The sequence below is a fragment of the Chloroflexus sp. genome (assembly GCF_034431535.1).
GTDB lineage: Bacteria > Chloroflexota > Chloroflexia > Chloroflexales > Chloroflexaceae > Chloroflexus.
Map to the genome: position 1 here is coordinate 52711 of NZ_DAOUDC010000073.1, position 15549 is coordinate 68259.

Genomic DNA, 15549 nt, shown 5'->3' on the forward strand with positions numbered 1-15549 from the left:
TTTTGCTATAATGCAGCAAGATGCTTCGCTTTTGCACCATGAAAGGAGGTGAGCGTATGGCCGACCCCAGCCTTGATGGCCTTCGTTGTGGCCCGGTTGCCAGTTTGATCCGTCTTCGCATGCTCACCTCAAGAGGTATTGAATCGTATGAGCGACACCAAAACCGACAAGACTCAGATTGAACGCTACGATCCTGCCGCGATCGAGGCCAAGTGGCAGGCCAAGTGGGCCGCCGACCAGCTCTATCGCACCCCGTCGATTGATCCCGCCAAACCGAAATATTACGTGCTCGATTTTTACCCCTACCCCAGCGGTGACGGCCTCAGCGTCGGGCACTGCCGCAACTATGTGCCCACCGATGTTTTCGCTCGCTATTACCGCATGCGCGGCTACAACGTGCTACACCCGATGGGGTGGGACGCCTTTGGCCTGCCGACTGAAAACGCGGCGATTAAGACTAAAACCAATCCCGCCGTGCTCACCCGCCGCTATAGCGCCAATTACAAGCGCCAGATGAATATGCTCGGTCTGAGCTACGACTGGGATCGCGAGATTACCTCCTCTGAACCCGATTATTATCACTGGACGCAGTGGATCTTCTTGCGCCTGTACCAGTCGTGGTACGATCGGCGAGTCGACAAGGCCCGCCCGATCAGCGAGCTGGAAGCGGAATTGGCTGAGTATGGCACCAGCCGGCTCGATCTGGCTTTGACCGATCCGCAGGTGACAGCAGAGGAGTGGCGCGCGGCGACGCCGCTGCAACGCCAAGAGATTTTGCGCCGCTTCCGCTTGGCCTATCGTGGCGAAGCGGTGGTGAATTGGGATCCGGTTGATAAAACGGTGCTCGCCAACGAAGAGGTGCTGCCCGATGGCACCGCGTGGCGTAGCGGGGCCAAGGTTGAGCGCAAGGTGCTGAAGCAGTGGTTCTTCCGCATCACCGCCTACGCCGACCGGCTCGACCGCGATCTGGATACGGTCGATTGGCCAGAGCGCATCGTCACTATGCAGCGCAACTGGATCGGGCGCTCGCACGGCGCCGAGGTGATCTTCCACACCGAGGCCGGCGATCCGATTATCGTCTTCACCACGCGCCCCGACACGTTGTGGGGGGCGACCTTCATGGTACTCTCGCCTGAGCACCCGCTGGTGGCGAAGGTGACGACCGCAGGGCAGCGCGCGCAGGTCGAGGCGTATGTCGAGCAGGCGCGCCAGCGCCCGACCACGACTGCCGTAGCCGAAGAGAAGGAGAAAACTGGCGTCTGGACTGGTGGCTATGCGATTAATCCGGTCAACGGCGCACGGATTCCGATCTGGATCGCTGATTACGTCTTGATGGGGTACGGTACCGGCGCGATTATGGCCGTGCCGGCCCACGACGAGCGTGACTTCGCCTTTGCGCTGAAGTACGATCTGCCGATCATTCCGGTCATCAGCCGGCCCGATAACGCCGCTTGCTCGCTGCTGCGCGCCGAGACGATTGCTGCCGATACTGCCGATGCCTTGCGCGCCGCCGGCTTTACCGTCACCACCCAAGATGACGGCAATCTGCTGGTGGAACTGTCTGGCGATCGCGCGCGTGAGTACGCCGCCATCGTGCAGTCGCGCCTGTGCAACGGCTGGACGGAAGTGGCCGGGTCGGGTTGGCTGTTCATCTTCCCCGATGCAGTGTTCGATCTTGACTCGACCGCTGCCGATGAGCAGATCACCACGCGCTTGCGCGCCGCGACCGGCAACGTCGAGATTCCGTCGGCGATGGCCTATCTGCACTCGATTCCCGCCTATCGTGATCTGATCTACCACGATGATCTCGGCACGCCGATCCACTCTGGCCCGATCAACGGCGCTCCCGCCGATCAAGCCATCGAGCAGACCATCGCCTACCTTGAACAGCAGGGTATTGGCAAGGGCCGCACTAACTACAAGATGCGCGACTGGCTGATCAGCCGCCAACGCTATTGGGGTACGCCGATCCCGATCATCCACCGCGAAGACGGGTTGGAAATCGCGCTCAACGATGATGAGTTGCCGCTCACCCTGCCCAATGTCGAGAGCTATGAACCGACGGCGACCGGCGAGTCGCCGCTGGCCCTGATCGATGACTGGGTGAATGTGACCCTGCCCGACGGTAGCCGGGGTCGGCGTGAGACCGATACTATGGGAACGTTCGCCTGCTCGTCGTGGTACTTCCTGCGCTTCGCCGACAATCACAACGACAAGGCGCTGGCCAGTCCTGAAGCGCTTGACTACTGGTTGCCGGTTGATATGTACGTCGGCGGGGCCGAGCACGCCGTCATGCACCTGCTCTACGCCCGCTTCTGGACAAAGGTGCTCTACGATCTGGGAGTAGTCAAGTTCTTTGAACCGTTCACCCGTCTGCGCAATCAGGGCCTCATTCTAGCTCCGCCGCGCGAGGTCGATGGCCAGATCATCATCGAGAAGATGTCGAAGTCGAAGGGCAATGTTATCACTCCCGACGAGGTGGTGGCCGAGCACGGCGCTGACGCGCTGCGTGGCTACGAGGCCTTCATCTCCGACTTCGAGCTGTCGGTGCCGTGGAATACCGATGGCGTACCCGGCGTCAAGCGCTGGCTCGACCGGGTGTGGCGGATTGTGCTCTACCCCACCGTTGAACGCGGCCAGAGCAACGCCACCATGAACGAGCGCCAATTGCGGCGCGTCGCCCATCAGACCATCCAGCGCGTTGAGAACGATATCTTGAACTTTAAGTTCAACACCATGGTCGCCGCGCTGATGGAGTTTACTAATGCGCTGTACCGCGCGCGCGACGCTAGTTTGGCTGGCACCCCAGCGTGGAATGAGGCGATCGAAATCCTGCTCTTGCTAATGGCACCGATCACGCCGCACATTGCTGAAGAGCTTTGGATGCGGCTCGGCAAGCCCTATAGCATCCACCAGCAACGCTGGCCGGTCGCCGACCCCGCCGTTGCCGCTGAGGAAGAGGTCGAAATTGTCTTCCAAGTCAACGGCAAAGTGCGCGGCAAGTTGACTGTGCCGGTCGAGATTGACGAAGCGCAGTTGCGCGAATTGGCCCTGAAGAACGAACGAGTCCAGCAATTTATCAACGGCAAACCAATCCGGAATGTCGTTGTGGTTCCCGGACGGTTAGTGAACGTCGTGGTCGGGTAATTCATCAGTATGGAGTGCGGCAGTTTCACTGCCGCCACGGTCACGCCAGCAGCGACGCACGGTATGGAGTGCGGCAGTCTAACTGCCGCACTCCACAGAAGATACACCCCCAATATCTTGGGTGACATTCGCGTCTCACCTGTACCGCAATTTGGTTAGTGATCACTATCGCTACACACTATGCGCATCCCGTCGATTCTAACCCACCGTTTTATCCGCGCCTACCTCGTCATCGCGCTTGGCACCGTGCTCTTCGCCCTTCGCCGCGTCTTTTTACCGACCTTCTTTGAATTGCAAGGGGTCACGTTCGACATCGCCGTGCCATCGGCGCTCAACAGTTGCTACAACCGTCCGGCACTCAATACGTGCAGCGATGCGGTAATTGTGGTGCTCACCGTGTTTGGGGTGGTGGCAGCGGTCGGCTGGGGTAATCTGGCCATGACCGTCTTCGCACTGATTCTGGCGATCCCGCCGCTCGCCCTCTACTTCGCGCTTAGCCCAATCTGGCCGCCACTAATCGCGCTAGCTTTCATCCCGATTGCGCTCGAGTTAGGGTTGTGGTTCCTTTTCCCTCGCCAACCCGATCAACCGCCGGAGCAAAGCTAATCATCATTACGAATAATCCCAATTGCCTGCACCGTATTACCCAACGCGCCACCGATCACCTCATCGGGCACCACTTCGAGGAATTCGTCCGGTTCGCGAATATCATCACCGATCACGGTCACGATAATTACCGGACTGTTATCATCAGGTGGAATCACTAGCTCACCCGGCGTTGTTGCGAGATAATCCTCGCCGGGTGTCGCCGAGATTGGTAACACCCGATAGCGTACACGCAGAGTCCGTTCGCGTTGCATATTGCTCAGACTCAGATTAAATTCGAGTTGGGTCGTCGTCCCTGCCGGCCCTTCTTGCACCTCAGCCGGGCTAATGATCACGCGCGTGACATCATCATCAATAATCGTCAAGACTCGCTCGCTCTGACCGGGGAACAGGATACCACCACTGATCCCTGTCAGCCGGAAGATGATGGTCTCATCCTCTTCATCAATCGTATCGCTATTAACTTCTATCGTCACCGTGCGTACAGTGCCGGCAGGCGAACCGGCTGAGAAGATCAGTGTACCGGTCGTACCTCCCGGCACGCGGTAGTCGCGATCAGGCGTTGCCGGATTGGTTGTACCCGGCACAACTTCATACGTCACGACTACCTCATTATAGGCAGCTTCGCGCAACTCAACGACTACATCGCGGGTCGTGACGGTCGGCGGATTTCCCTCAATCACTGGTTGAATGACTTGCACTGACACTACCGCGACCGGCGTGGGCGTCAAGGTTGGCGTTTCCGTTGGTAGCGGTGTCAAGGTTGGCGTTTCCGTCGTTTGCAGGCGCACCGTTGCCGTTGGCGAGGGTATTACCGTTACTGATGGCGACGGTTGCAGCGTTGCCGTTGCGGCCAGTGTTGTCGGCGTCGGGCTAGGCTGAGCTGCTGGCGCGGCGGGCGTCACTGTTGGTATCGTCGCCGGTGTTGCCGTTGCGAGTGTCGCCGGACTAGGCAGCACACCAATACCGCTTGCCGTTGGTGTGGGTGTCGGAGTAAGCGGCGGCAAACCTCCGCCAGCCGGAGGCGGTGTTGCAGTAGACACCAGCGCCGGCGTCGCAGTTGGTGACGCCGGATCGATCCGTACCGGCGGTGGCGGCACCTCAACAATTGCCGCCGGTGAAAACCGGGTCGCTTGGCTCGTTGGCGTCTGTGTGCGGCGCGCAATCTCGGTCGCAGCTAGATTGGGCAAATCGCTGGCTGGCGGCGCAAAGCTGAGATCAGCCGGAAATGGTTCGTAGGCGCTAAATGCACGAGCCGCGCTAATGCTCTTAAACGGCTCATTAGCCGGGGTGAGGAACCAAAAGACGAGTTGCACCTCGCACACGACCGGCAGCAGCGCGCATACCAACGCTGTCACCACCATCCAGCGCAAATAATCGCGTTTAGTTGGCCATTGGCTGTTGCCCAGCGACTGCACGGCTCTGCTCCTTTGCGCAACGCAACCGGATGGTAAAGGTGCTCCCCTGACCGGGGATGCTCGTCACAGCGATCGTTCCTCCTTGCAGCTCTATCAATTGACGCGCGATCGCAAGACCGAGTCCGCTGCCGCGCTGGGCTGAATTATTTCCGTCAACTCGTTGAAAGCGAGTGAACAGCCGCCCAATCACGTCTTCAGGAATACCGGGGCCAGTATCGCTAACTGCCACCCAAACGTCACTGCCTGCAATGCCGGCGCTGATCAACACACGACCTTGCGGCACATAGCGCCGCGCATTGTCGAGCAATTGGCTAAGCGCTTGCTTTAACAGTTCTCGATCTGCCAGTACCAATGGCAGATCTTCAGGCAAAGCAAGGGTGACTTGCACGCCACGCTCGCGAAACGCGGCATACAACGGGTGAAGCGCCGCTTCAACGATTGGCGCCAATTCAATCGCCTGCAGGTTGGTCTCGACTTGACCCGAATCGAGATTGGCCACCATAATTGCATTATTGACCAGATGGGTCATTTGGACGGTGCTCTGCCGGATCTGTTCTAACATCTCGCGCTGCTCGGCATCAGATGCTGGGATTGCTTGCCGCAGCAAGAGATCGGTATAACCACGCACGATGGTGAGCGGTGTGCGCAGTTCGTGGGAAATGGTCGCGATGAAATCGGTCTTCGCCCGATCGATCTGGATTGAAGCCGTGATATCGTGTAACACGATCACTTCGCCTGACAGTTTGTCATCGGCGAGGCGAACCGGTGACCTGCTGATCGTCAGAAAGCGGTCGCCTATCCTGATCATCTGATCAGGCTGACCAAACAATTCTGAGCGAGCTTCACTCCCATTGAGCGGTAATTGACGCAGGTGTAAGTGTAACTCACCGTTGACTGGCAACACCGGCTGCAACATCTGCTGAGCAGTAGGATTGAGTAATACAATCCGGCCCCGCGCATCACTGACAATCACCCCATCACTGATCGAGGCAAGAATGGCCCGTCGTTGTTCAGCATCGTATTGCGCCGATTCATACAACAGCGCATTCACCAATGCCACTGCGGTCATATTGGCGATCGCCTGCAAATGGGGCAATACTGATGTTGGGAAGGCGTCCGATTCGGGATGAGCAAAGATAAGCCCGCCGATCGTCGGCTGATCTTGCTGCAAGGAGATTGCCAACGCACTGGCAATCCCGATAGCCGTAAGGTTTGAGTCGGCGTAGGGCGTCAATAGAGCTTCACCCGGCATAGCCAATGTGGTGAGCCGGCGACTGGTCAGCGCCGCATAGCTCTTCGGTGCGTTAGGACGCAATCGGAATTGCCACCCGTCAGGCGCCGGCACGACCGCGATCGCTTCGATCTGAGGCAGCAGATCGGCGGCGCTGGCGGTAGCAATCTGCAAGATCGACTCGATGCGTAGTTCGCGATTGAGCTGCCGGCTCGTCTGATACAAATGCAACAAGTGGGCCGTCATCTGGTTAAAGGCCAACGACAGCCGTCCCAATTCATTCTCTTCGGCAATGACGCTCCGGCGGTCGAGCTGACCAGCGCTCACCGCATCAGCTACCGCCACCAGTTCATCCAGCGGACGGGTAATACGACGCGCCACCCAATATCCGACCAACACCGCAGCCAACGCTAAGGTCGCTGTCACTCCCAATACTGCGTTGCGGCTACTGGCCCACGCGCTCAAAATAAAATCACGTGACAGGCCGACGGCAAAATAGCCACTCTGCGCGCCGCGGATGATCAGCGGTGCATACACCAGTTGGTATTCGTAATCACCCACACGAGCGGTCGTCAGCAAAGAGCAAGCCGGCAAGTTGGCTCGTTCAACCGGCGTCACCACCCGACCGCTCAGATTGCCAATATCAAGGCACGTCCCGCGTTCATTAATCTCGGCTAACAGCGCGAGTTGGGCCGGATCAAGCCGCAACACCGGCAGAAAACTCACGGGGGCTGTCGTTGCCAACAGTGTGCCATCGCTATTCAACAAGACCGTTAATGCGGTTTGACTACGTTCTTGGAGGAAGGCCAGCGTGCGATCGAGCCGTTGCGCTACCAATAGACCACCGAGCAACTGGGGCGGTTGGTTATTATTGGAGCGTGCATAGATTGGAGCAACAGTAAAAAAGTGTAGCACATCGCTGCCATCAGGCTGGTGAAATGCAATCAACCCGCTGTATTTGTCACCAAGCACATCACCAGCGCCGATCGGCGTCTGCACGCCGCGCAGCACATTCTCGATCAGCGGCGAGCCAGCAAGGTTCGTGCCCACATAACGGACGGGGGCATCACTACCCGGCGCGCGTTCCCAATCGAGCAAGGCCAATCCGGTGGGGTCAAAGATGATGAGGCGATCCGGAGCGACGTTCTCATTGCTCTGGCCCAACGTCCACAAGCCGCGCAACGTCAAAGCCAGCCCATCTTCATCGCGCTGCGCTATCGCGTCAACCACAGCCGGGGCGCCGGTATCAGCATTGGCGGCGGTAAAGGCAATCTGGCCGAGGTAAGCAATATTGCTAATTTCGCGCAACGCGAAGGTTTCGGCAAAGTTACGTGCAACCTGCCCAAGCTGATTATTGAAGCGCTCTTGCCAACTACCGGCTACCAATGTCATAGCAATGCCGGATCCCACCAGCATGACGATGATCATCAGCAAGAGGTAGGGCAGGATGATAGTATATTGAATGCGTGAGCGCAGGATACGTATCACTTGCCGCACGGCATCCCCCCCCTGTTGAGCCATTGATTAGGTGTGCGGCGATGACTCATTGCCAGTATAGCCGATGATGGTCACATGGCTTATTAACAGTTTCGTCATCTCTCGTAGGATGAAGCGGGATCACTGCGCAACCGGTAACGCGAAAGCAAACGTGCTGCCCATTCCTTCCCGGCTGCGCAGCCAGATCTGGCCATGATGGGCCTCGACCGCTAATTTGCAAAAGGTCAGGCCAAGACCGGTACCATGCACTTTGTGCTGCTGCACTTGGCCAAATTTCTCGAAGATACGGGCATGGTATTGAGGCGGAATGCCCGGCCCCTCGTCGCGCACCCAATAGATCAGCCACTCACCGGCTGGTAACGCTGGCAATGATAAGGGGATCTGCGGATGCATCCCACCATTGATACTGACCGGCAGGGAAAGATGGCGCGCGCCAACCGTGACGCTGCCCCCAAAAGGCGAAAATTTGACCGCGTTATCGATCAGGTTCTGCAACACCCGCACGATCTTCTCACGGTCAGCTGCGATCGGCGGCAAGCCGGCGGTCAGGTCTTGGAACAAGGAAACCTGGCGCTGTTGCGCGTAGGCTTGCAACCGTTCGATCGCTTCATCAACGACTGCATAGGGCGACAGCGGCTCAAGATTCAGTGTCATCCGTCCCTGCTCCATCTTGCTGATATCGAGCAGGGTATTGACCATCTCGAGCATGGTTTGGCTACCTTGATAGGCAATGCTTAACAATTCTTGTTGTTGGGATGAAACCGGCCCGCCCAAACCGCGCTGCACCATCATAATCCCATTCATAATTGCGGTCAGCGGCGCGCGTAAATCGTGAATAAGCATGCCAGTATAATCTTCGCGCAGCCGGGCCAGCTCGCGGTCTTTTTCAATATTCTCAAACAGCGCCAGTTGGCCGATTTGCATCCCACCGGCATCGCGCACCGGTAGAATGGTATGGCGCAAATAGCGCACCGGCCCTTCCGCCAATTCGATCTCCACCACCCGGTGCGGCGCGCCATCATTCAGCCAGGCCGGCTCTTCGACTACCTGCGCTCGCGCCATCAATTCGGCGATCACGTCATCGATCCGGCGACCAATCAACTCGTCCCGCGAACGGTAGAACAGGCGCGCAGCCGCCAGATTGCTGGCCACGATCACACCGCGCATATCGGCCATTAAAATGCCGTCGCTGGTCGAATTGACAATCGCCTCGAAGCGGTCACGCACAGTGCTGACCTGTTGAAACAGGCGTGCATTCTCGAGTGCGATCCCGATCGTCGTTGCCATTCGGTTGAGCCGGATCGCTTCTTCCTCGGTGAAATGGCCGGTACGCTTATTGAGCAACTCGATCGCGCCAATAGTGCGACCTTTGACGACAATCGGCACACAGAGGATCGACTTCACATCATAGCCGATCCTATCGCTGACTGCACGGTAAAAGCGCGGATCGTTTTCAGGGTCATGCACAATTTCATACTGCTGGGTACGCGCCACATAGCCCACGATCCCCAACCCCGGCGGGACGCGCATCCCAACCAACTTCTCTTGCCCCTCTTCCAACGTCATCACAAACACCAGTTCTCCGGTCTCTTCGTCGAGCATCAGCAATGAACCGGCATCAACGCGGAAGAACTGGTTGATCTTTTCCATCACTAAATGGTAAATCTCACGCGGATCGAGCAACGAGTTGACCGCCGCCGCAATATCATTCAGGGTCGCCAACTCGGCGTTGCGGTGTTCCGCTTCTTCGATAGTGCGGAAAGCGGTGATGGCCGCCGCCAATTGGCTGCTCATCAGGCGCGCAATGCTCACCTCTTGCTCATCAAACCGGCGCGGTTGCTGAAGGGTCGCGAAGGCTAATGCGCCAATCACCCGATCTTGCGCCACTAGTGGAATGATTAAGAGTGAGCGCACCTGCGCCTCCAGCAGCGTCTGCAGCAAGCTGATCGCAGTTGGCGAGCGATTCCCCTGCTGCAAAATCTCAGCAATATCTGTAATCTGCAACGACTGGCGATGTTGCAAGGCATGTTGCATCAGCGGCAAATCGCGCAGCGGGATTGGCGGCGGCAACGAAACGCGCGGCGGAAAGGTGCTGACCAGCACTATTGTCTCGCCGCTAGCATCAAGCTGCAACACGCCGCAGAGCGATACGCCTAACCCTTGCACAAACTCGTTCAGCGCGAGCATCAGCAGCTCATCAAGAGTCGCCGCTGTCTCAATCGCGGTCGCGATGCGCAACAAGCCTTGCGTGCTCAACTCTGATTGTCCAATGGCAGGCAACCGCTCGTTCATAGTGATGATGAATAACTGGCCAGCCGGTAAATAGGCATCGGTTCATCACCGTTCTGCAAACTGACCGGCGTTAACGGATCGAGGGTAAATTGCCCAGAATGCGTCGTTTTCAACACAGCAGCAGCGACGACAATCTCATCGTTGCGTGCCAATTGGCACAACCGGCGCGCTTCGCGCATGGCCGCGCCCGTCCAGGCCATAGTTGTCGGTTGATCGCCGCCGATCACACCCACAGCCAATTGGCCGGTGGTAACACCACCAGCGATCACGAGATCGGCGCCAAACTGCTGGCGCCACTGCCCGCGCAGGCGCGCGATCGCGGCCTGCACCTGCTGTGCGGCCTGCAACGCCCTTGATGCATCGTCAAACCGTGGTTGCGGAAAACCGAAGACAGCACAAAAGCTCCGTTCATCAATTGCGACATACGCACCTTGGTGCTGATAGACAATAGCCCGGCATTCGGTGTGGAACGGGTTGGCAATATGTTCGATCAATTGATGCACCGTTAAATCAGTGAGGCGATCCACGCCGCGCAGACAAGCATAGAACAGGGTCGCATTGATAACATGTGGTTGTAGCGCCTGCATCGCTTTCGCTTGCTGCGCAAGCAGATCACGGATCACCTCCGGCGCAAGGTACATGCCTAGTAATTGGCGTGCCTGCATGATTTCCGGCGGCTCGATAATTCCTTCATAGCGATAGCGCACCATCATTGCTACGGCATGGGCTGCTAAGGCGGCAACGAGGGCTAAGGAACGCTGGCCGTAGCGATAAGGAGTTGGGTCAGCCAGAGTCAACACCCCTAACGGACGGTCGCCGTGAAACAGCGGCATTGCTAACGCCGAGCGCATCAATTCTAACCCCGGCGTGGGAATCCAGCGCGTATCACGCTCAATATCATCAATAATGGCACCGCGGCGCGTGCGCAAGACCCAGCCGGCCAACCCATGCTTGAGGATCGGCGCCGATGCGAGATTCAGCGGCAACACATCACCGCCGCTCAAAGTAATGCGGGCACGGATGGTGAACGACTCGGCATCAATCAGCAGCAACGTGCCATGGCTGGAATCGGTTACATCGGCAGCGATCCGTAACAATTGCACCAATGCCCGTTCGAGATCAGGCTGTTCGACCACGCTGGTCATCACCTGCTCGAACGCAGACAAGCGGCGTTGCTCGCGATCGAACCATTGCCGGTAGACTGAAGCTTGAAGATGGGCAGTGAACAATGCGGCCGCTTGCTCGATCCACTGCTGTTGCGCTTCATTCAAGCGCACATCAGCGCCGGCGATCATCAGGCACAATGCGCCAAGCGGAGTTCGCTGCACCCATAACGGCCAACTCGTGACGGTTAACGCTTGTGGCGAGGTTGTGGCAAGCAGGCTGCGCATCTGCACACTCGAAAAGCTCACGGAGCGGCGTTCGCGCACGGCGCGCCCGATCGCGCTGCCATCGATATCAAAGGTAACGGCCCGGTTCACGCTGGTCAAGCCCCAAACTGCCGAAGGGATCAAAATGCCGCGTTCGGGATCGTGTAACAGCAAAACCGCGCCCCGCACCGCTACTTGATCGGCAAGGCATTCGGCCACTGCGGCGACCATCGCGTCGCGATCATTCGCCGCGCTGAGCCGCTGAGTCAAGATCGCCAATACCGGCGGCTGCGGCACAGCCGCGATGGAGTCCGCGACGGTTTGCCGCAGCGCCACTAGTGGATCTCGATCGGTTACTGGCGGTATATCGGCTTGCAACACCAAAGCAGCATGACGGCGAGCTTCAGTGAGCGCATAGCGCAAACTCATCCATACCGCCAACGAAAGCGCCAACCCAATCACGCCGCCGAAGAGTAACGCAACTACAAAGGCGACTGATGGCGAGTCAACTACTTGCGGCACGACGATGCTGATCAGCGCATAGAGCAATACGCCAAGCGAAATGCCGCCGGGCAGAGTCAGGGCAAGGATGCGACGGATGTTGCTGCGTGGCAGGTACACAGGATCTCCGCGACTAAGCTGGAAACAAACTGTATCGCCATATCATAAACGTATCACGATAGTCAGAATTGCTTTCTATTATACTTGGTTTTAAGAACAAAGATGACCGGTTCACCGAACGTGACCGGTCATTCACTGGAGCGGGAGACGGGATTCGAACCCGCGACCTACACCTTGGCAAGGTGTCGCTCTACCAACTGAGCCACTCCCGCATTGCACAATCGCTATTATACACAAGTTGGCCGATTTGTCGAGTCACTATTGTAGCAATCCAAACACAGCAATGACTGACACACTCCTCATTCTCGACTTCTCCGGCACCCTCAGTCTTGGCGCGGTGCGCTTCGGTGAGACCCACCGCCTAGCAACGGCGCTTGCTGATGCGGGACTGCTGGCATTGGGCGTCACCGTTGATCGCTATTGGAACGAGTTGGTTGGACCGACATGGGTTGAAGGCAGCACGAGCCGCGTTGGGTTGGCGACGTTGCTGGCGCGCCAGTTGCGCACGCAGGAAACATCAGCAAGGAGCGCGGCACAATGCGCGCGGCGGTTTACCCAGATGTACATAGCAGCTTCTGTGATCGATCCGGCGTGGCAACCGCTGTTTGCGGCGCTCGGCGCTGATAGCCGGGTCACCACGCTTATTGCCACCGATCACTATGCCGAGGTGACGGCGCACATCGCAAACGAATTAGCGGAGCAAAGATGGACGGCGCGCGCCCTGCGGTTGCGCAACCAGCAGGTCGTGCAACAACGGATGGGCAACCTTGCCGGCAACGCAATGGCATTCATCGCCAACTCTGCCGATCTCGGCGTCAGCAAAGCTGATCCACTGTTCTGGCAGCGAGTGCGCGCCGGCTTGCGCGCCAATGTAAACCGGATTATCGTGGTCGATGACTTTGGCGCAAGCGAGAATGCCGCCGACTTTTACGCCAACCCAACCCGCGTTGAACGCCGTCGCCAGCAGACGATCGCTGCCATCGAGCAAACGTTTGCCGTGCCAGTGACGGTCGTGCAATTTGTGATCGGCCATGATATTGGCGTAACCGTACACCAAATATTGCAGCAGATAAACCCATAGAGCCGCACCGCGGTGCGGCTCTACACCATTGGAGGGACGCATATTCATGCGTCCCTCCAGCACAAGATACCCTTACCGACCTAGAAATCCATCCCGCCGCCCATACCGGCGCCAGCGCCAGCCGCCGGCTTATCTTCGGGGATGTCGGTGATCAGGGCTTCGGTGGTCAGGATCATGCCCGCGATCGAGACCGCGTTCTGCACGGCGCTGCGGGTAACCTTCACCGGGTCAATGATGCCCTGCTCGATCATGCTGCCGTACTGGCCGGTCAGCACGTTGTAGCCGATGGTCTTGTCGCCCTTCTCCTCCTGCATGCGGCGGACGTTGGCGATGATCACTGAGCCGTCCTCGCCGGCGTTGCGGGCAAGGATGCGCAACGGCTCTTCGAGAGCGCGGCGCAGGATCTGCAGACCGACCTTCTCATCCTCGTGGGCAACCTGCACATTGTCGAGCGCCGGGATAGCGTTGAGCAACGCGACGCCGCCACCGGGCACGATGCCCTCCTCGACCGCCGCGCGGGTCGCGCTCAGCGCGTCCTCAACGCGGTGCTTCTTCTCCTTCAGCTCCGGCTCGGTCGCAGCGCCAACCTTGATCACGGCCACGCCACCGGCCAGCTTGGCCAGCCGCTCTTGCAGCTTCTCGCGATCGAAGTCGCTGGTCGTGGTGGCAATCTGGGCGCGGATCTGCTCGATGCGAGCGCGGATGGCCGCCTCGTCGCCACGGCCCTCGATGATGGTGGTGTCATCCTTGGTGGCGATCACCTTGCGGGCGCGGCCCAGATCCTCGATCGTCGCGCTGTCGAGCTTGCGACCGATCTCCTCGCTGATCACGGTGCCGCCAGTGAGAATGGCAATGTCTTGCAGCATGGCCTTGCGGCGATCACCGAAGCCGGGCGCCTTGACCGCCAGCGCGTTGATGGTGCCGCGCAGCTTGTTGACCACCAGCGTCGCCAGCGCCTCGCCGTCAACGTCCTCGGCGATGATGACGAAGTTCTTCGTCACCTGCAACACTTTCTCAAGGACGGGGAGGATCTCTTGGATGCTGCTAATCTTCTTGTCGGTGATCAGGATGTAGGGATCGTCAAGCTCAGCCTCTTGCCGCTCGACGTTGGTCACCATGTAGCCCGAGATGTAGCCGCGGTCGAACTGCATGCCCTCGGTGTATTCCTTCTCGAAGGCAACGCCCTTCGACTCTTCGACGGTGATGACACCGTCCTTGCCGACTTTCTCCATCACCTCGGCGATCAGCTCGCCAATCTCGCTGTCAGCCGCCGAGTTGGTCGCGACGTGGGCAATGTCAGCGCGGTCGCGTACCGGTACGGCGCTAGCCTTGATCGCCGCCACCAGCGCCTCGGCGCCCCGGTCGAGACCACGCTTGAGCAGCATCGCGTTGGCGCCAGCCGCCACTACCTTCAGACCCTCGGTGACAATCGCCTGCGCCAGCACAGTCGCGGTGGTGGTACCGTCACCAGCGACATCGTTGGTCTTCGTCGCCGCCTCCTTGAGGAGCTGAGCGCCCATGTTTTCGAATGGATCCTTCAGCTCGATCTCCTTGGCGACGGTCACACCGTCGTGGGTCACGGTCGGCGAACCAAACTTCTTATCGATCGCAACGTTGCGGCCACGCGGGCCAAGAGTCGTCTTGACCGCATCGGCAACCAGATCAACGCCACGCTTAAGGGCGCGGCGCGCTTCTTCGTTGAAATAAAGCTGCTTTGGCATAGGATCTATAATCCTCCATTGAGAATAGCGCCGTTAGCGCGAGGTTGCTACTCTTGCACGATACCCAGAATGTCCTTCTCCGACAGGATCAGGTACTCGACATCGTCGAGCTTGAACTCGGTGCCGCTATACTTGGCGAAGATCACCCGATCGCCAGCCTTGACGCTCATCGGGATCAGCTTGCCGTTGTCGTCCCGGCGCCCCTCGCCAACCGCCAACACCGTGCCCTCCATAGGGCGCTCCTTGCTGGCCGTATCGGGCAGGAAAATGCCGGTCTTGGTCTTCTCTTCACGCTCAACCGGCTTGACCACCACGCGGTCGCCAAGAGGTCGGATGCGGAAATCCGCCATAGCTGCTATCCTCCGTTCGATATGCAATCCAATGAGTTGCGTAAGTTCCGTCGGTTAGCACTGTCAGATCGAGAGTGCTAATCCGTTGGTAATAGTACACAAGATCGGGCGGTTTGTCAAGTCATGTTTAGCACTCAACGCGAGGGAGTGCTAGCAGGAACGAGACGCGGCCGCATCCCTTGATTGAACCCTCAACGAGCCTGACTCCATACCCG

The 15549-nt window shown here is 58.5% G+C and carries 9 protein-coding genes and 1 tRNA gene; 3 read left to right on the forward strand and 7 right to left on the reverse strand.

Features of this window, described 5'->3' with window-relative positions; genetic code table 11:
• Positions 1-147 precede the first annotated feature (147 nt).
• On the forward strand, positions 148-3147 hold the full coding sequence (locus tag U9R61_RS18190) for a leucine--tRNA ligase (protein ID WP_322490233.1): 3000 nt from the start codon (positions 148-150) through the stop codon (positions 3145-3147).
• A gap of 180 nt (positions 3148-3327) precedes the next feature.
• Entirely contained in the window at positions 3328-3753 is a 426-nt protein-coding gene (locus U9R61_RS18195; protein ID WP_322490234.1) for a hypothetical protein, read from the forward strand.
• Here the strand turns inward: U9R61_RS18195 and U9R61_RS18200 are convergent.
• From U9R61_RS18200 to U9R61_RS18220, 5 genes are all read right to left on the reverse strand, one after another.
• A complete protein-coding gene (locus U9R61_RS18200; protein WP_322490235.1) occupies positions 3750-5171 on the reverse strand; it encodes a Calx-beta domain-containing protein in 1422 nt (473 codons plus the stop codon). The genes U9R61_RS18195 and U9R61_RS18200 overlap by 4 nt on opposite strands.
• Positions 5137-7890, reverse strand: coding sequence for a sensor histidine kinase (locus tag U9R61_RS18205; protein WP_322490236.1), 2754 nt, complete (start codon positions 7888-7890; stop codon positions 5137-5139). Before U9R61_RS18205 ends, U9R61_RS18200 begins: the two co-directional genes overlap by 35 nt.
• 129 nt (positions 7891-8019) lie before the next feature.
• The gene (locus U9R61_RS18210; RefSeq protein ID WP_322490237.1) at positions 8020-10191 is read right to left on the reverse strand and encodes a GAF domain-containing protein; all 2172 of its coding nucleotides are present in this window, start codon (positions 10189-10191) and stop codon (positions 8020-8022) included.
• Positions 10188-12182: an adenylate/guanylate cyclase domain-containing protein gene (locus tag U9R61_RS18215; RefSeq protein WP_322490238.1), complete on the reverse strand. Its 1995-nt coding sequence runs from the start codon at positions 12180-12182 to the stop codon at positions 10188-10190. The genes U9R61_RS18210 and U9R61_RS18215 overlap by 4 nt, the downstream gene beginning before the upstream one ends.
• Positions 12183-12318: 136 nt before the next feature.
• Positions 12319-12394 (reverse strand) — tRNA-Gly (locus U9R61_RS18220).
• A gap of 71 nt (positions 12395-12465) precedes the next feature.
• On the opposite strand from U9R61_RS18220, the gene U9R61_RS18225 reads away from it, so the two are divergent.
• Entirely contained in the window at positions 12466-13263 is a 798-nt protein-coding gene (locus tag U9R61_RS18225) for a hypothetical protein (RefSeq protein ID WP_322490239.1), read from the forward strand.
• Positions 13264-13343: 80 nt separating this feature from the next.
• Here U9R61_RS18225 and groL read toward each other — a convergent pair whose 3' ends face one another.
• Both groL and groES read right to left on the reverse strand, forming a co-directional pair.
• Entirely contained in the window at positions 13344-14984 is a 1641-nt protein-coding gene (gene groL, locus U9R61_RS18230) for a chaperonin GroEL (RefSeq protein ID WP_066783060.1), read from the reverse strand.
• A gap of 47 nt (positions 14985-15031) precedes the next feature.
• Positions 15032-15334, reverse strand: coding sequence for a co-chaperone GroES (gene groES, locus U9R61_RS18235; protein WP_322490240.1), 303 nt, complete (start codon positions 15332-15334; stop codon positions 15032-15034).
• Between the last annotated feature and the right edge of the window lie 215 nt (positions 15335-15549).